17 protein-coding genes and 1 riboswitch are annotated in these 17,239 nt (G+C 44.1%); of the genes, 15 read left to right on the top strand and 2 right to left on the bottom strand.

What is annotated here, in order from left to right; translation table 11 throughout:
- Positions 1–16: 16 nt before the first annotated feature.
- From DESACI_RS15725 to lysA, 4 genes are all read left to right on the top strand, one after another.
- Positions 17–1,078: an acyl-CoA dehydratase activase-related protein gene (locus tag DESACI_RS15725; protein WP_014828185.1), complete on the top strand. Its 1,062-nt coding sequence runs from the start codon at positions 17–19 to the stop codon at positions 1,076–1,078.
- Complete coding sequence (locus DESACI_RS15720; protein WP_014828184.1) at positions 1,020–2,171, top strand: acyl-CoA dehydratase activase-related protein; 1,152 nt, start codon at positions 1,020–1,022, stop codon at positions 2,169–2,171. The genes DESACI_RS15725 and DESACI_RS15720 overlap by 59 nt, the downstream gene beginning before the upstream one ends.
- The gene (locus tag DESACI_RS15715; RefSeq protein WP_014828183.1) at positions 2,155–3,177 is read left to right on the top strand and encodes an acyl-CoA dehydratase activase; all 1,023 of its coding nucleotides are present in this window, start codon (positions 2,155–2,157) and stop codon (positions 3,175–3,177) included. The genes DESACI_RS15720 and DESACI_RS15715 overlap by 17 nt, the downstream gene beginning before the upstream one ends.
- A 95-nt stretch (positions 3,178–3,272) precedes the next feature.
- A riboswitch (Lysine riboswitch) is annotated at positions 3,273–3,464 on the top strand.
- 116 nt (positions 3,465–3,580) lie between these two features.
- On the top strand, positions 3,581–4,915 hold the full coding sequence (lysA, locus tag DESACI_RS15710) for a diaminopimelate decarboxylase (protein WP_014828182.1): 1,335 nt from the start codon (positions 3,581–3,583) through the stop codon (positions 4,913–4,915).
- Between the two features lie 54 nt (positions 4,916–4,969).
- Here the strand turns inward: lysA and DESACI_RS15705 are convergent, their stop codons facing one another.
- Positions 4,970–5,356: a hypothetical protein gene (locus DESACI_RS15705; protein WP_014828181.1), complete on the bottom strand. Its 387-nt coding sequence runs from the start codon at positions 5,354–5,356 to the stop codon at positions 4,970–4,972.
- 117 nt (positions 5,357–5,473) lie between these two features.
- On the bottom strand, positions 5,474–5,773 hold the full coding sequence (locus DESACI_RS15700) for a hypothetical protein (RefSeq protein WP_014828180.1): 300 nt from the start codon (positions 5,771–5,773) through the stop codon (positions 5,474–5,476).
- 183 nt (positions 5,774–5,956) lie between these two features.
- On the opposite strand from DESACI_RS15700, the gene DESACI_RS15695 reads away from it, so the two are divergent.
- From DESACI_RS15695 to coaE, 11 genes are all read left to right on the top strand, one after another.
- Entirely contained in the window at positions 5,957–7,030 is a 1,074-nt protein-coding gene (locus DESACI_RS15695) for an LCP family protein (RefSeq protein ID WP_014828179.1), read from the top strand.
- Between the two features lie 290 nt (positions 7,031–7,320).
- Positions 7,321–7,662, top strand: coding sequence for a hypothetical protein (locus DESACI_RS15690; RefSeq protein ID WP_014828178.1), 342 nt, complete (start codon positions 7,321–7,323; stop codon positions 7,660–7,662).
- Between the two features lie 196 nt (positions 7,663–7,858).
- Entirely contained in the window at positions 7,859–10,417 is a 2,559-nt protein-coding gene (locus tag DESACI_RS15685) for a CBS domain-containing protein (protein ID WP_014828177.1), read from the top strand.
- Positions 10,418–10,421: 4 nt separating this feature from the next.
- A complete protein-coding gene (locus DESACI_RS15680; protein ID WP_014828176.1) occupies positions 10,422–11,096 on the top strand; it encodes a site-2 protease family protein in 675 nt (224 codons plus the stop codon).
- A gap of 43 nt (positions 11,097–11,139) precedes the next feature.
- Positions 11,140–12,114 (top strand): tryptophan--tRNA ligase, encoded by a 975-nt coding sequence (gene trpS / locus DESACI_RS15675; RefSeq protein WP_014828175.1) that lies wholly within the window; start codon positions 11,140–11,142, stop codon positions 12,112–12,114.
- Positions 12,115–12,891 carry a segregation and condensation protein A gene (locus DESACI_RS15670; RefSeq protein ID WP_014828174.1) on the top strand — a complete coding sequence of 259 codons (777 nt, stop codon included), beginning with the start codon at positions 12,115–12,117 and terminating at the stop codon, positions 12,889–12,891.
- Positions 12,892–12,896: 5 nt separating this feature from the next.
- Complete coding sequence (gene scpB / locus DESACI_RS15665) at positions 12,897–13,457, top strand: SMC-Scp complex subunit ScpB (protein WP_014828173.1); 561 nt, start codon at positions 12,897–12,899, stop codon at positions 13,455–13,457.
- An 18-nt stretch (positions 13,458–13,475) separates the two neighbouring features.
- Positions 13,476–14,024: an RNA 2',3'-cyclic phosphodiesterase gene (gene thpR / locus DESACI_RS15660; RefSeq protein WP_242833068.1), complete on the top strand. Its 549-nt coding sequence runs from the start codon at positions 13,476–13,478 to the stop codon at positions 14,022–14,024.
- A gap of 17 nt (positions 14,025–14,041) precedes the next feature.
- Positions 14,042–15,883: an ABC-F family ATP-binding cassette domain-containing protein gene (locus tag DESACI_RS15655; RefSeq protein ID WP_014828171.1), complete on the top strand. Its 1,842-nt coding sequence runs from the start codon at positions 14,042–14,044 to the stop codon at positions 15,881–15,883.
- 63 nt (positions 15,884–15,946) lie between these two features.
- Positions 15,947–16,606, top strand: a complete 660-nt coding sequence (ytaF, locus tag DESACI_RS15650; RefSeq protein ID WP_014828170.1) for a sporulation membrane protein YtaF — start codon at positions 15,947–15,949, stop codon at positions 16,604–16,606.
- A 10-nt stretch (positions 16,607–16,616) separates the two neighbouring features.
- Positions 16,617–17,216, top strand: coding sequence for a dephospho-CoA kinase (coaE, locus tag DESACI_RS15645; RefSeq protein ID WP_014828169.1), 600 nt, complete (start codon positions 16,617–16,619; stop codon positions 17,214–17,216).
- Positions 17,217–17,239: the final 23 nt, after the last annotated feature.

Genomic DNA, 17,239 nt, shown 5'->3' with positions numbered 1-17,239 from the left:
GAAAGGATGCCGTAGAGTGAAAATAGGGTTTCCGCGTGCTCTTTTTTATTATGACTATTTCCCTTTTTGGTCCGGCTTTTTTAATCATCTCGACATCGAGCTGAAAATATCCCCTTCGACACATCGGCAGATTATGGAAGACGGCCTAAAAAGAGCCAACGATGAAACGTGCCTGCCGCTTAAACTTCTAGCCGGTCATATTCAGGCCTTAAAGGATGTTGACGCGATTTTTCTGCCCCGAATGGTCAGCGGGGAGGAAAATGCCTACAATTGTCCAAAGTTTCTTGGCATTCCGGAAACCCTTCTGGCTGCAGTTCCTCCGGGTATGCCCGTGCTCAGCGCAGTGATCAATTGGCGGAAAGGACAACGCCAGGTTCTCAAAGATCTTCAGATTTTGGGTGTTAAGCTGGGCAAGAGCCGGGCCGAAATTCATAAGGCTTTTTTAAGGGGACATGAGTGTCAGCAACAGTATCAGGAATCGCGGGGGGCAGGATGGAATTTTGAGGAGAAAATTAAGGAACTGGAATCTGCTGGGGGAGGAACGTTAAAAAAATCGAACGGCAATTGTATGGTTATCGCCGCAAACGTACCCCAGACGCCCTCAAAGCCCTTGAGAATTACTTTAATTGGCCATTCTTATCTTGTGCAAGAATCTTATGCCAACCTGAATCTTCTGCAGCGTCTTCGTGAGAAAGCAGAAGTAAGTTTGATTCAGCATGTTGAACCTAAAGAAGCCGAAGCTCATCTCTCAGGATTACGCAAGAAACTTTTCTGGAGTCATGCTAAACAAATTTATGGAGCAGGGAACAAGTTTGTCGAAGATCCAACGATTGATGGGATTATATACTTAACTTGTTTCGGCTGCGGCACGGATTCCATGGTGCAAGAATTATTGGCTCAAAAAGTTCGGAAGCATCATAAACCGTATATGGTAATAACCCTCGACGAACATACCGGCGAAGCAGGGTTGGTGACTCGCTTAGAGGCCTTTCTGGATATGGTTGAAAGGAGGAAAGCTCGTGAAGGTTACGTTTCCGCATATGGGAAATGCTTGGATAGCCATTCAAACACTCTTTGAATCTCTCAATGTCGAAGTTGTTGTACCTCCCCCGAATAGTAAACAAACGTTAACATTAGGTGCGAAATTAGCACCTGAATCGGCATGTCTTCCACTTAAATTGAATCTGGGAAATTACCTTGAAGCAGCTCGGGATGGGGCGGATACGGTTGTTATCACCGGGGGGATAGGTCCTTGCCGTTTTGGCTATTATGGGGAGATTGAACGGCAAATTCTCAGAGAAGCTGGGTATGATTTTGATGTAGTGACCTTGGAACCCCCTGACGGAAGTTTAAGAGGTTTGGCTCAACGTATTCGCTATTTAGCTGGAACAAAAAATTCATGGGCCTCAATTCTCAAGGCGCTGCGTTTTGCTTACCTTAAATGTGTTGCCCTGGATCAGGTAGAAGATTTGATCCATGCCGCCAGACCCCGTCTGTCTGATCCTCATAATACGGAAAGGCTTTATGAGGAGGGCAAGAGGCGTTTGGCCCAGGCGATGACTGTGCAAGGGATACAGGATTCAGTGCGTTGGATGCACCAATGCATCAGAGAACGTCAATCGGACAGAAATAGTCCTCAAGAGAAATCTCACAAGCCTTTGCGTGTTGGGATTATCGGAGAAATTTACACCATCTTGGATCCCTATACCTCCGTGGGGATTGAAGAAGAACTGGGCCGTCAAGGGGTTGAAGTGGATCGTTCAATTTATCTTTCAGGCTGGGTGGGTAATCATATCTTTCAAGGGCTTGCTTCCGGTTATCGTTCAATCCGTTCTTACCCTAATCATGCTAAACCTTTTCTGCCCCACTTCGTGGGAGGACATGGTCAGGAAACGGTGGGGGCTGCAGTTAAATTTGCCAAGGAAGGTTTTGACGGGATAATTCAGCTTTTCCCGCTTTCTTGTATGCCGGAGATAGTGGCAGCCAGCGTCTTGCCTAGAGTCCAGGATGCCTATAATATCCCTATAATGACGCTCATTGTTGATGAACATACAGGGCATGCTGGAATACAAACACGTTTGGAGGCGTTCGTCGATTTATTAGAACGGCCGAATAATAAATACCTTTCAGAAACTACCGGAGAGGGTGTGTCTGTTGTTGGGGAACGATAACTATTATTTAGGGGCTGACGTTGGATCGGTTAGCACAAATTTGGTTTTGTTAAATCAAAATAATGAAGTGGATTTAACTCTTTATCTGAGAACTCAAGGAAGGCCAATGCAGACCATTCAAGAAGGGATTAAAATCTTAAGATCAAAGATTGGAAAATCAACAAAAATTATAGGTGTAGGAACCACTGGAAGTGCCCGTCAGCTGGCAGCAACGCTGCTTGGTGCCGATGTCATCAAGAATGAAATTACTGCTCACGCAGTTGCTGCTTCGAGAGTAGATCCTTCAGTTCAAACCATTCTTGAAATTGGTGGTCAGGATTCAAAGATCATTATTCTTCGCGATGGGGTTGTTTCTGATTTTGCTATGAATACGGTTTGTGCTGCAGGAACAGGCTCGTTCCTTGATCAACAAGCCGCCCGGCTTGGCATACCCATTGAGGAGTTTGGCAAACTAGCCCTGGAAGCTAAAAATCCGGTCAAGATTGCCGGGCGGTGTTCAGTCTTTGCAGAGTCCGACATGATCCATAAACAACAGTTGGGGCATGCCTTGCCGGATATCTTAGCAGGCCTTTGCCAGGCGATGGTCCGTAATTACTTAAATAATGTAGGTAAGAACAAGGACATAAAGGGACCTGTTTTTTTTCAAGGGGGTGTTGCGGCGAATCCAGGAATCTGTAAAGCCTTTGAAAGAGAGCTTGGGCTGTCTGTTATAGTCCCGGAACATTTTGGGGTCATGGGCGCTCTGGGAGCGGCATATCTAGCTCAAGAAAAGCTGAAGATGAACTCAGAAACAGAGACAAGGTTTCGGGGGTTACACTTGGCCGAAACCCAGTTCAAAGCTAAAAGCTTTGAATGTACAGGTTGCGCCAATCGTTGTGAAGTTGTGGAGATTCAGCAAGAAGGCTTAGCTTTGGCCCGCTGGGGGGATCGATGCGGAAAATGGGCTAATGCTCTTGGTAAGGGTATTTATAGGGCAAAACCTCCGGAGGAACAGCAAGGTGCATAATTGCTAAATTTAAGGCCGTTTTCCAGAAAAATATTTTGACCTTCCCTTAGAAGTCTGATATACTAAGAAAAATTTAATGTACCTCATCTCTTTGGAGGTGTGGTAGAGGCGCGAATGACAATAGTACTGTGGAGAAGGCTGCGACAGCCGATGAGCCCATAGAAAAGGGGATTTCGCCGAAGCCCAAAATGCAGCGTGAATTTTGGTGCTGGGCCTATGGTTAATAGCTGTAGGACTGTCACACGATGATTTCGATGAAATCCATCGTGTGGAGAACTACTCCCAACAGGAGAAGAGGGTCAATGTTAACGTGCAGTAGTACGGCAACAGAGGACCTCCTTCTGTTGTCGTTTGTTTTTTTGTCGGATAGAGAACGTTAGAGTAATGAGGGAGGAAGAGAACCATGAGGCTGCACGGTACTCAGAGAATTAATGAACAAGGACATTTAGAGATTGGTGGGTGTGACACGGTAAATTTAGCTCAAGAATTTGGCACACCGCTTTATATTATGGACGAGGCCCATATTCGCGAAATATGCAGGCGATATTATCAATCGTTTACTCAAGGTTTGAAAAATGCAGAAGTAATCTATGCTTCCAAAGCTTTTTCCACCATGGCTATGTGCCGCATCATTAACCAAGAAGGATTAGGTTTGGATGTGGTTTCCGGCGGGGAACTGTATACGGCTCTGCAGGCGGACTTTCCCGCTGAACGTATTTATTTTCATGGCAACAACAAATCGGCGGAAGAATTGGCTATGGCTTTAAAAGCAGGTGTTGGGCGTATCGTCGTTGATAATTTTTATGAAATGAGTCTTCTTAACGATTTGGCTCAAGGAATGAATCAAAAGGCCAATATTCTTCTTCGGGTAACTCCGGGCATTGAAGCTCACACTCATGAGTACATTCAGACAGGGCAAATTGACTCAAAATTTGGCTTTACACTTTCTAATGGAACCGCTGACCGAGCTTTAGACTTAGCTTTATCCTCTGCAAACCTTGTGGTCAAAGGGGTACATGCTCATATTGGATCGCAAATCTTTGAGTTAGAGTCCTTCAGTCACGAGGTCCGGGTTATGATTCAGTACATGGCAGATATATATGAACGTACAGGTTCTCTTTTGGAAGAATTGAACTTAGGCGGAGGATTTGGAATTTACTATGCCTCAGGCGATGAACCTGCCCAAATTGAGGATTATGCCAAAATCGTTCGAAATGCTCTTGAGGATGCCTGTGAAAAGCATAAATTCCCGATTCCTAAAATTATTATTGAACCTGGACGCTCCATTGTGGGAACAGCAGGAACAACCCTTTATACCATTGGATCCATTAAAGAGATTCCTGGGATACGAAAATATATAGCCGTTGACGGCGGTATGGCGGATAATCCGCGCCCAGCCTTATACCAAGCTCGTTATGAAGCAGTTTTGGCAAATCGTGCCGCTGAAGAAAACGCTGAAGAAGTTTCCATCACAGGAAAGTGTTGTGAATCCGGGGATATGTTGATTTGGGATATTAATTTGCCGAAAGTCCAATCAGGTGACTTGCTGGCTGTATCTTGCACAGGAGCTTATAACTATTCTATGTCTTCCAATTATAATCGTCTTCCTCGGCCTGCCGCAATCTTTGCAGAAGGCGGCAAGGCTGATGTGATCGTTAAACGGGAAAATTATTCAGATTTATTGAGAAATGACGTTCTCCCTGAGCGCTTAGCTCACTTGCCCATGGCAAGCCGTTAAGAGAAACAAAAAAGGATCCGTATACGCATTGAGTTCGTATCGGATTCTTTTACTTTAATACCCTTTTTGTGGTCGAACTAATGTTAAATCAAGAGCGACTAAAATGAGAATAGCAATTAAAATCAAGGTCAGACCATTAGCGGAAACCGGTCTTGCGCGGCCATTATCCGGGACAATAACTGGGGCATAGCCCAAAGGTAGAAGAGGCATGCTTCCGAACGCAGGCGCGGGATAAGATTGATAGTAAGAAGGTGAAGATGTGGTCGGGGGGAAAGAGAATTGTTCTAAGGGAAAGAAATTTTGAGCAGAAGAGTCTGGATAATAAGACGGAAAACTCTGTTGTATTGGATAGTAATTAGAATTTAGAACAGCATTGTTTTGATGAAAGAGTAAGGGAGCTCTCATTACGGGTCCATACATACGGGTGTTGCCAGGATTCAATTCAGTTCCCCCTTTTCCTACAAATTCACCCGATATAAAATTTTAAACAGGTTATGCTGGGGTGTGACATATATCGTCACACCCCTTTTTTAGCATTAGAGGGTAGAAGGTGTTTCTTTATTCCTGGGGATTGGAAGAGTCGAGATTCTGACCTTCAGGATAATGGGTTCCTTTGTGAAAAAGTCTCACAGGTTCGCGTTCTGGGGACCAAGCCTCATTTTCATAAAGGAACTCCGGCTCTGCCTGTGATCGTAATAATTTGCTCATAAGAGTACCGGGAGCTTTTAGAGCATGATCCTTGGCTTCTAGGTTTTCATCCATTGTGATGGTGTCTGATGTTTCTTGGGACATAGTATTGTCCAAGTCAGAAGAATTGACCGAAAGGGGTTTAAAAAATAATCGTTTGAGAATTACCATAGCAATACACCTCTCAATGGCATTATATGTATTTTGATTTCCTGCGTGCCAACCAGGAATGGATTAATATTAAAAAAATGCTAAATATTACATCTTGATTCGGGAATATTTCCAATGAGTTTGTTTGATCCTAAAAAGTAGCTTAAACCAAATTCAATAAATCCTATTGTGAGGTGGACTCGGGTGCAGAAAGGAAAATTCGGATTATTAGTCCGGGTCTGCAAAGTGTATTTCCTGCTTTTCCTGTTTGGTATAGTTCTCGGAGCCGGCTTTGCTTTAGGTCCGGTAATTTTCGGTCAAGCAAAGGAACCTGGATCTTTGCGAGCAGCTGAATCCAAAGAAAATGTGGTATCTCAAGGGGAAGAAAGTCAAGGCACTGATATTGAGGATAATCGTGACCAAGCGGATTTGTCCACTAAACCTGAAGTAAAACAAACGGTACCTCAAATGGATTCCTCAATATCATCTTCTCCCCTTAAAGATAACCGAATGACAATTCTTCTAGTGGGGGTGGATCGGAGACCTAATGAAAAATCCATAAGCAATACGGATACTCTTATTGTTGCCAGTGTTGATATTCAAAATGGGAAAGTTGCCCTAATTTCAGTACCACGTGATACTCAAATAACGATTCCCGGTTATGGTATGAGTAAAATTAACGCTGCCGCTCGACTGGGCCATGGACTTAAGACAACTTCTGAAATTATTGAAGGGCTCATAGGACAGCGAATTGAAGGGTATGTACTCACGAACTTTAATGGGTTTAAGGAAATTATTGATACTTTGGGAGGAGTAACCATCAACGTTGAAAAAAATATGTATTACGTTACCGGGGATAAAACAGATGGACTCATTAATTTAAAAAAAGGAACTCAGCACTTAAACGGATCACAGGCTTTGCAATATGCCAGGTACCGACAAGATGCCTTAGCCGATATTTCAAGGACCGCACGTCAGCAAGCCGTTTTAAAGGCGATGGAGAAGGAATTCCTGCAAGTACAAACGATTCCAAAGCTGCCAAGGTTAATTCCTCAGTTTATGAAATCCGTAGAGACGAATCTCTCCTTAAGCCAAATATGGTCCTTGGCTAATGTCTTATTCCGTATTGGGACTCCCGAAGTTGCATCGCAAACGCTGCCGGGTGATTTTCTGACGGAAAACGGTATTAGTTATTGGAAAATTGAACCGCAGAGGACCCGAGCAGTTGTTAGACGTTTATTTGAAGAGGGGAAGACTTCGTCTGTTTTTTTTAAATAAGAAGTAATGTTCTTTAGTTTTAAAGTTTTGTTTAATAGTTTTCCGGATACACTTTTGGGGGTAATGATATTTCGCAAGCATAAGTAAACTAACGGCTTCTGCCTTCACATGTTTGGCAGAAGTCAATTTTTTGTACCATATCGGTTTTGCAAAACTGCAGCGTCATTCATTCAATCACTGGCTTATCTTTTTTGTGACCACTTCCCTTCATGCTAGAAAATCTTGTGATTTTTATGAAATAGATATATACTATTTAAGTTATAAAAAGGCAATTATTTGGAGGGTGAACATTGGAAAAGCTATTTGATAAGTTGAAAGAATACTTACACATGGATACAGAAATCTCCTTTGAAGAGTTTTCAGAGTACTATCGCAATTTGATTACTGAACTTAACCAAACTTTTAGTGATCTTGATAAGGATAGTCGCATTAAAGCCCTTTATATTTGTTCGATCGTTCAGTCTAATGCCGATGCTCGGGCTAAAACCAATAAATCTAACGCTAAGGCCTATAAAAAAGTAAGTGCAAAATGTGCTTTTTGGGTTGATGCCATAAAATTCCACCTAGGTAAAGACGGTATGTCTCCTGAGGAAATTGAAAAAGCTACGGAAGATATCAACAGCGGTATTTAAACAGAATCATTCCGGGCTATAATCTAACAATCATAACTCCGCACCCTTTTGGTCTGCGGAGTTTTTCCATACCATCTGAATGTATAACTTTCGGTTGTCCTTATCTTGATCAACTAAGCAACAAGTTGCTGTTCTAGGTCCAGAGATGATATAATTTAGGAATAATACGTAAAAATAAAGAATTTAGGGTGTCGATATGGATATCATTTTGGCTCATCGCCAAATCGATTTTGATGCTTTAGCATCAATGGTAGCTGCTCAAAAGCTCTATCCGAACAGTGTTTTGGTTCTTGACGGGAAGCCAAACGTTTATGTTCAGGACTTTTTAGCGTTATCGAAAGATCAACTGAGGTTTTCTAAAGCACAAGAGGTTGATATAAACGACGTTTCTAAGGTCATCCTGGTTGATACTCATGAATTAAAGAGGGCCGGAATGCTCGCTGAGAAGATCACTCAAACTCCGGGTATAGAAGTGGAAATCTATGATCATCATCCGTACAGCGGTCCCTTAAAACCAGGAATGTTTATTGATCATGTTGGATCCTGCGCTACACTGCTGGTGGAAAAGCTGGCAGGGTTTGGGATGCCCTTAAGCAGTTTTGAAGCAACATTAATTGCCATTGGGATTTATGATGATACAGGGAGTCTCTTATTTGACAGTACGACTGTACGCGATGTTCGTGCCGTAGCTTATTTGCTCGAACAAGGCGCAAATTTAAGTGTCATCGCTGAATATTTACGGAAACCTCTTACAGAGGAACAAAAAGAGCTCTTGCAGCAATTGCTTGATCATGGGCAAACAGAATTTTTTGAGGGGGTACCCGTTTATCTTGCTTATGCAGAAACCGAGGAATATGTTGGAGGACTTGCCTTATTGGCTCATCGTGTAGGGGAACTTGAAGGCGCCGACACTTGGTTTTTGTTGGTTAAAATGGATCAGAGAGTGTATATTGTTGGCCGTTCCAGGGGAAGAGGGCTGGCGGTTAATCGCTTGGTAGAGGTATTTGGAGGCGCGGGACATGAGAGAGCTGCTTCGGCTACTATTAAAGATGCAGAGCTTGAGGCAATATTAAAGAAATTGCGTTTTGCCATAAAAAGCAGGGCCACTCGCCCTCACTTAGTACGAGATATGATGAGTTATCCGGTTAAAACAGTTTCCCCGGAGACTCGTTTAGGTGATGTTGAAAAAATTCTTTTGCGTTATGGACATACCGGGGTTCCGGTAACCGAGGATAAAACGTTAGTGGGAATCATCTCACGCCGAGATGTAGAGAAGGCAGTGAGGCATGGACTTCAACATGCGCCTGTTAAAGGCTTTATGACGCGAAATGTTGTCACTGTGGACTCAGATGCAACTTTAGATGAAGTTCAGAGGGTCATGGTACAGAACGACATAGGGCGGCTTCCCGTGGTGGAAGATGGTGATTTAGTAGGTATTGTTTCCAGATCAGATGTTTTACGTATAGTCCATGGGGGGGCAGTTCCTTTCGAAACCCAACTGGTTCGAGAACGCAGTATTGCCATGCGTCAGGATATTTTAGAGCTAATCGGAGGATTGCCCTCTGAAGAACAGGGAATCCTGGAAGCTGTGCGGGACACTGCACAAGAGGAAGAATGTTCAGTTTATTTAGTCGGAGGGTTTGTCCGGGATTTACTCTTATCATTTCCTACTCAAGATTTGGATTTTGTCGTTGAAGGCAACGGCGGACAATTTGCTCAAGCCTTAATGAAACGTTTGCCGGAAGGAAAGCTGACTCAGCACGTGAAGTTTGGTACAGCTCATATTTCTTTTCCTAACGGGAGTCATCTGGATGTAGCAAGTACACGAGTAGAATATTATTCTTTTCCCGGTGCTCTTCCTCAAGTGGAAGAATCCTGCTTGCGAGATGATTTGTTCCGGCGTGACTTTACGATTAACTCTATGGCAATCTGCTTGAATTCAGAACATTTCGGAGAACTTGTCGATTACTATGGCGGCAAGCGGGACTTGCAGCAAGGTAAAATTCGTTTTTTACACAATTTAAGCTTTATTGAGGATCCTACCAGAATGCTGCGAGCCGTTCGTTTTGCCCGGCGCTATAACTTTAAACTAGCCAAAGAAACTCTGGAAGCATTATTTACGGCTATTGAGACGGGAGTTCTCTTGAAGCTTAGTGTCGAACGGTTTACGGAAGAACTGTTTGTAATCTTTCAGGAGGACAACTATATCTCAATGGGCCAAACCCTGATAAGAAGTGGTTTGTTTCAAGGGTGGTTTGGGGAAGATTATAGTTGGAACTTCAGCGAGGATGATGTTCAGGAAAGTGTTGGCTGGCCTTTAGACCAGCGATGGTTAAGCTGTATATCGAGAATAAACTCAGAAGATATAGAAAAACTATGCGGCCGTTTAAGCTTGAACAAGACGTTACGCGACGAAACTCAGATTTTTCTTCATTTACGGGCAGTTTTGCCGAAAACGCAATCAATCAGCGAACTTGACCAATTAATTAGCAAAGCTCCCCAAGGGGTTATTGCAGTTTTAGCGCAGGATGAGCATTTCCGGCCACGGATCATGGACTGTCTGGAATCTGAAAAGAGAATTCGTATGACCCTTGATGGGAAGAAACTCTTGCAGATGGGGGTTAAGGAAGGCCCGATAATCGGAGAAATATTAGAGCAGGTGCGCAGGGCCTGGCTCGAAGGCAAAATTCATTCAACGGAAGAAGAACGAGAAGTCGCTCAACAGTTGATTGAGTCCATGTGCAGGAGGAGGTAATTTTTTGAATTCTTTGTTCGGGTTTGATCCAGCAACCATTATCGCCAATGTACCGGCCTTATTGATCGGGTTTGCCTTTCATGAGTATGCTCATGCTTGGGTAGCCGACAGACTCGGGGATCCGACGCCTGGGAGTCAGGGACGCTTAACCATGAATCCCTTGGCGCATCTTGATGTTTTTGGAACGTTAATGGCCCTTTTATATCAATTTGGCTGGGCAAAGCCTGTAATGATCAATCCCCGCTATTTTAAAGGCAATAAACAGCGGGGAAGAATGCTGGTGGCATTAGCGGGACCAATTTCTAATTTGCTCGTCGCCTTTTTGGCCTTGTTCGCTTGGTATATCAGCATGCATTGGCTTCATGGCACAGATTGGAGTTCTGTCATTGAAAGAGTGTTCTCTTCCATCGTCTTTATGAATTTAGGCTTAGGCATTTTTAATCTCCTGCCTATCCCTCCTCTGGATGGTTTTTCAATTCTTGCAGGGATTTTGCCGGAACGGTTTGCCCGCTATCTCTATTTGCTTGAACAATACGGCATGATTATCTTGGTAATACTTTTATTTACAGATATTCTGAATGTTGTCTTATACCCGGCTATGAATGGAATTGCTTCCGTTTACCAGACGATTATTTCCTTGATCTTAACCCCTTTTTTGGGTCATTTATGGTTGATTTAACGATTAAGTCCTTTTGAAGAGATTAATAAAAGGAGTGTATTGAATGAAAGGTACTATTTTTAGCGGGATGCGTCCGACAGGGGCGTTGCATATTGGACACCTCAGTGTTATCCAAAACTGGGTCTCTTTGCAAGATGACTATAACTGTTATTTTTCGGTGGTTGATCTGCATGCTCTAACCTCAGGGTATGAAGACAAATTGGACTTCCCCCGCCTGCGCCGCGAAATCGCTCTTGATTGGCTGAGCGTGGGTATTGATCCTGAAAAAAGTGCTGTATTTCTCCAATCTGAGGTAAAAGAACATGCCGAACTTCATCTGCTCTTATCCATGTTTACGCCCTTATCCTGGCTGGAACGTGTTCCTACCTACAAGGACCAAATCCAACAATTAAGCCTCCAAGGAAAAGATTTGGGTACCTATGGTTTTTTAGGATACCCCATGTTAATGTCTGCCGATATCTTGGTCTACAAAGCAGACACTGTGCCGGTTGGCGAAGATCAACTTCCTCATGTTGAGCTTTGCCGGGAAGTCGCCCGGCGTTTTAATCATCTTTATGGCCCGGTCTTCCCGGAACCCAAAGCTCTTGTGGGCAAAATTCCCCTTTTGCCGGGTGTTGATGGCCGAAAGATGAGTAAAAGTTATCATAATGCTATTTCTCTCACAGCATCTCCTGAGGAGATTAAAACGCGGGTTCAACAAATGGTGACAGACCCGGCACGTCTCCGTAAAGATGACCCCGGTCATCCGGAGGTATGTGTTGTGGATAAGTTTCATCAGATATATACATCGGAAGCGGCGGATTTGGAAGAAAATTGCCGGGCGGGAAAAATTGGCTGTGTCGCTTGCAAACGACTCTTGGCCGAGAACTTAGAGAAACTATTAAGTCCTTTTAGGGAACGCCGCGCTTATTGGGAGGAACCGGGACGTGTGGATAATGTCTTGAAAGAAGGAGCACTGCGTGCTCACGAAGCGGCCTCGGTCACGATGAAAGAAGTTCGAAGTGCTATGGGGCTCTAAATGGAAAGCGGAAATAACAATCCGAATAGTCCTCAGATAGAATTGCCTGCATATCATGGTCCTTTAGATTTACTTTTAACCTTAATTCAACAAGAAAAAGTAGATATCTATGATATACCCATTGCCCGGATCGCCGATCAGTTTGTAGAAGCGGTTCGCCAAATGGAGTCTTTAGATATGGAAGTGACAACTGAGTTCCTTGTTCTGGCAGCTCAGCTGCTCTTTATGAAATCAAGGGAACTGTTGCCGAAACCTGCCAAGAGTGGACAAAATCAGGCTGAAGAAGAAGACCTGCGCCAAGAACTAGCCGAACGACTGGTGGCTTATAGAACTTACAAACAGGCGGCTCAGATGTTAGAAAAAATCGAAGTTGCTTCTGGGCGTTCTTTTAATCGGGAAATTGATGTTGAGGAACTATTAGTCGGCGTCCAGCCGGAGGATCCCCTTAAGGGAATTTCCTTTGAGGATCTCTGGCAGGCCTTCTGTAAGGTTATTGAGCGAGCTGAAAAAGGCGAAGAAATTCGGGAAGTTGAGCCGGATGAAATTGCTATTGGGGTTATGCTTGCAGATGTGATGCGGCGAGTACTTCTTCACCCTAAGGGAATGCGCTTTACCCATTTATTGCGAATTAGATCGCGCATGGAAGTTGTCGTTTCTTTTCTTGCGCTCTTGGAACTGTTGAAAGCGGGCAAAGTTCGTGCAGAACAATCCGCAGTGCTCAGTGATATTATGCTGTTCCCGACGGAAAAGGCTTGGGAATTCATTGAAGAGGAGTAGATAAAATGCTGTTTAGGGAACCGGAAATGGCTGCTTTAGAAGCGCTGTTATTTGTTGCCAAGAATCCTTTGACTCTCGATTTGCTTGAGGAGATCCTCGAGTTGGATTCAGCAAAGATTTCAGAACTCTTAGATGAACTTCGCCGTCGATATTCCTCCGAGGCCTGCGGTCTAATGCTCTTAGAACTCAACGGGGGATTTAAATTAGCAACGAAACCGGAAGTGGCACGTTATATAGAAATTTTATATAAACAGCCGGCTCAGACCCTTTCCAATGCGGCCTTGGAAGTCCTCTCCATTATTGCCTATAAGCAGCCGGTGACTCGCGGAGAAGTTGATTTTATAAGAGGCGTTCAGTCTGATCGAGCCTTGATGACGTTAGTTGAGAAAGGCCTGGTAAAAGATGTTGGGCGTAAAGAAGGTCCTGGGCGTCCTATACTTTATGGAACAACGGAACACTTCCTCTTGCATTTTGGTTTGAGCTCCCTTGAGGATTTACCGAATCTCGAGGCTTTCGCTCTCAGTGAACGCGAGGTTGCCAGTTCCAGCGAACTAGAAGAAGGATAACCCAAATTTAGGAGAACAATGATGAGATTATTTATTGGTATCGATATACCGGATATTCTTAAACATTCCCTCCTTACCTTTCAATCAGAACTTAAAAGGCTGGGAATCAACGGCTCTTGGAAATCCAAGGATAACTTCCATATAACGCTGGAATTCTTAGGGGAACTTGACGCCATTGTAATACCGGACATTACCGATAGGATGTCTATAGCTGCTCAGCATAGTCAGGCTTTTAGATTAGAGATTGGCGGACTGGGAGTTTTCCCTTCATATAAGCGGCCGCACACTTTCTGGACCGCAGTGGGCGGAAACCTGCCGGAACTCTTCCGGCTAAGGGATGAGCTGCATGCTCTGCTCGCCCAAAAAGGTTTGCGTTTGGAAGATAGAAAATTTAAGCCGCATATTACCATAGCTTCTCGGCCAAATTTTAATGACATCGACTTATCAAGCCTAAAGACCAAGAATTTAGGTGAATTTACGGTTAATGAGGTAACTCTTTTTGAAAGCGTAGTCCTTCAAGGAAAGAGAATTTACCAACCTTTGAATCAATTAAGGCTACAGGGATAAAGGGGCCGTTTTGAGAAATGAGTGTTTTGTTTTGCCGTGATTGCGGCGTAGATATTTCTGGAGATCCATTGTTCAGACAAGTGAGTTTTGCCTTGGAAAATGGAGAAAAAGCTGCTCTGGTAGGCCCCAATGGCGCCGGAAAAACCACCTTAATCCGAGCGTGTCTAGGGGAGGTTCGCTTGGAAAGCGGCAAGGTGCAGATTCTTGGTTCCTGCGGTTATCTTCCTCAGACTCCTATTATTGAAGACGAAGGGACAGTATTTCAATGCATGCTTCAAGAAAGGGCTGATTTGCTGGAAATACAGAATCAGCTTCGAGAAATAGAAAAGAAAATGGCCTATACGTCTCATGAGAAAATCATGGAGCAGTACGCAGCCTTGACAGAACGCTTTGAACGTCAAGGCGGATATGCCCTGGAAGCTTTAATTCGCAAGATTTTGGCCGGGCTTGGTCTTGAGGGGGAGGCTAATACCCTCGTTCAGACCTTGAGCGGAGGCCAGAAAACGAGATTAGCCTTGTGTAAGCTCTTGCTGCGTTCACCGGAGCTCTTGATTCTGGATGAACCGACGAATCATCTGGATGTTGCGGCATTGGAGTGGTTAGAAGGGTACTTGCGAGACTATCCGGGAGCCCTTCTTATCGTTTCTCACGATCGATATTTTTTAGATCGTACAGTGTCCAAAGTGTTTTGTCTGGAAAATGGAGAACTAAAAAGTTACCCTGGCAATTACTCCGAGTTCGAGCTTCAGCGTGCTTTAGAAAACAAAACGGTAAGCCGAGAAGCAGAACGGTTGGAGAAAAAAATTGCTAAACTAGAAGAATATGTGCGCAGAAATAAAGCAGGCGTTAATTCCAAGCAGGCCCGGGGACGGGAAAGTCAACTGAATAAGTTAAAGCCTATTCAAGTTGCCCGTTCTGATCATAAACTTTCAATTTCTCTAGGAACTGCAGTGCGCAGCGGTGACCGGGTTCTGCTCCTGAAAGACTTTGCCATTACTTTTGGGCAGCGTACTTTGTTTCAGGATACTCAGTTGGATCTGCGGCGCGGGGACCGTGTCGCTTTGCTGGGTAAAAACGGGGTAGGAAAAACTTCACTTTTGAAAGGAATCCTCCGCCAAATTCCTTATCAGGGAACAATACATTTAGGAGCCAACGTTAAGGTTGCCTATTATTCCCAGGAACACGAGAATCTGGGGAATTCAGGGACTGTTATGGATGAGATACGTGCAGTTTCCGATTTTAAAGATCCGGAAATCAGAAGCCTTTTGGCGAGGTATGGCTTTCGGCAGGATGATGTTTTTAAGCTTGTCAGTGTACTCAGCGGCGGAGAAAAAAGCCGCTTGGCTTTATGTAAATTATTCCTGGAACAAGGAAATTTGTTATTGTTGGACGAACCTACGAATCATCTGGATATTGAAACTCGCGGAGTCTTGGAAGAGGCCCTGCAGGATTATGACGGAACCGTCCTTGTTGTCTCCCATGACCGTTACTTCTTAGATAAAGTTGTTCAAAAAATAGCAGAATTAACTCCTCAAGGTCTGACAATTTTTGAGGGGGACTACACATACTATCGAGAGGCAAAGCAACAAGAAGAATCTGCCCTGGCCCCGATCGAGAAAAATGCCAAGTCCGGTTATCAGGAGCAACAAGAGACCCGCAGTTTAGCTCGGGAGAAAAAGCGGCTCAAGCAATTAGAAAAGGAAATTGAGGAATTGGAACAAACCCTGGAGAGATTAGAAAGCGAACTGTCATCAGCAGGCACTAATTATGAATTAGCCATGAATCTGCATGAGGAGTATGAGAAAGTAAAAAAACGCCGTGACAGTGTTTTGGAGGAATGGATTGCGGCGAATGATTGATTTCACCAATTAACTCCTTTGCCCATATATTATCCTGAAGTCGCAAGGTGGAGGGATACATATATGGGAGTCGCATTACTTATGGCCGTGGCTTTAAGCCTGGATGGCTTTGGTGTTGGTTTGGCATACGGACTGCGCCGTATCCGTATACCGTTAGGTTCTTTAATGGTCATCGCCATGTGTACTGTTTTTGCCATGGGCATTTCTATGTTATTTGGGAGCTTGGTTAAGCTCTGGCTTACGTTTTTTCCTGCAAGGTTATTGGGAGCCGTGATATTATTAGTCTTAGGGGTATTTCAGTTAACCAGAGCAATCATTAACCGAAATCATGAATCATTACCTGAAGCAGTCCCCGCGCTAGCTGTAATCCAGGAAAAGCCTGTCCTGGAACCGGAGTTTCGTTTTCAATTGGAGTTTCTTGGCTTTGTAATTCAAGTTCTAAAAACACCGCAAATCGCAGATGTTGACGGCTCAGGCGGGATTAGTCCTAGAGAAAGCTTATTGTTGGGAAGTGCCCTGGCTATGGATGCTTTTGCCAGCGGAATAGGGGCTGCCATGGCAGGAATGACTGCTTCTGTCATTGGATTAGTGGCTCTGACCCAGATTATGATGTTATGCTTAGGTCAGCAAATGGCCGGTAAAGTTCCCGAAAATTGGATCAACAAAGCAGAATTTTTACCGGGTACTGTTTTAATTCTTGTGGGGTTGGGTAAATTGATTTGAGGTGAGCTTTTTGTTAACAATCGGCCTGACCGGTGGTATTGGCAGCGGAAAGTCTACGGTATCTCAGTGGTTTAAAAATCAGGGAATTCCTGTAATCGATGCGGATAAAGCAGTTCACCGTTTGTTACAGTCGGATTCTGACCTGATTTCCAGGTTAATTATGACCTTCGGCTCAGACATCGCAGGGGAAACGGGAGAAATTCTGCGCGGCAAACTGGGGAAGTTGGTTTTTGCAGATGCTGCAGCCCGCAAAAGCCTTGAGGGGCTTGTCCATCCCCGGGTGCTTGACCATATGAATCGTGAACGAGAAGTGCTGGAAAATTCCGGTGAGAAGGTTTGTGTTTGGGATGTACCTTTGCTTTTTGAAACGGGATTTGAACAGCATGTTGATAAAGTTTGGGTTGTTTGGGTACCGAGGGATATACAGTTGCAACGTGTACTTAAGCGAGATAACTTAGGAATACACGAAGCCGAAGCACGAATTGCAGCGCAAGGTTCACTGGATGAAAAATGTCAGCGGGCCGATACAGTCATTGATAATTCTGGGAGTATTCAGGAAACCATTGAGCAGCTTATAGCAGCTTGGAACGATTTTAAAAAGCATATTTGAGAGAAAACTATGATATATTTCAT

Origin of the sequence: Desulfosporosinus acidiphilus SJ4 (genome assembly GCF_000255115.2) — a bacterium.
GTDB lineage: Bacteria > Bacillota > Desulfitobacteriia > Desulfitobacteriales > Desulfitobacteriaceae > Desulfosporosinus > Desulfosporosinus acidiphilus.
Note: the sequence above shows the minus strand (reverse complement) of the source record. Positions and strands in the feature narration are given on the sequence as shown.

Coding starts and splice junctions, on each gene's coding strand:
- DESACI_RS15670 (WP_014828174.1), top strand. CDS start 12,115: ATGGAAAGCGGAAATAACAATCCGAATAGTCCTCAGATAGAATTGCCT.
- thpR (WP_242833068.1), top strand. CDS start 13,476: ATGATGAGATTATTTATTGGTATCGATATACCGGATATTCTTAAACAT.
- trpS (WP_014828175.1), top strand. CDS start 11,140: ATGAAAGGTACTATTTTTAGCGGGATGCGTCCGACAGGGGCGTTGCAT.
- ytaF (WP_014828170.1), top strand. CDS start 15,947: ATGGGAGTCGCATTACTTATGGCCGTGGCTTTAAGCCTGGATGGCTTT.
- DESACI_RS15700 (WP_014828180.1), bottom strand. CDS start 5,773: ATGGTAATTCTCAAACGATTATTTTTTAAACCCCTTTCGGTCAATTCT.
- DESACI_RS15685 (WP_014828177.1), top strand. CDS start 7,859: ATGGATATCATTTTGGCTCATCGCCAAATCGATTTTGATGCTTTAGCA.
- DESACI_RS15655 (WP_014828171.1), top strand. CDS start 14,042: ATGAGTGTTTTGTTTTGCCGTGATTGCGGCGTAGATATTTCTGGAGAT.
- scpB (WP_014828173.1), top strand. CDS start 12,897: ATGCTGTTTAGGGAACCGGAAATGGCTGCTTTAGAAGCGCTGTTATTT.
- lysA (WP_014828182.1), top strand. CDS start 3,581: ATGAGGCTGCACGGTACTCAGAGAATTAATGAACAAGGACATTTAGAG.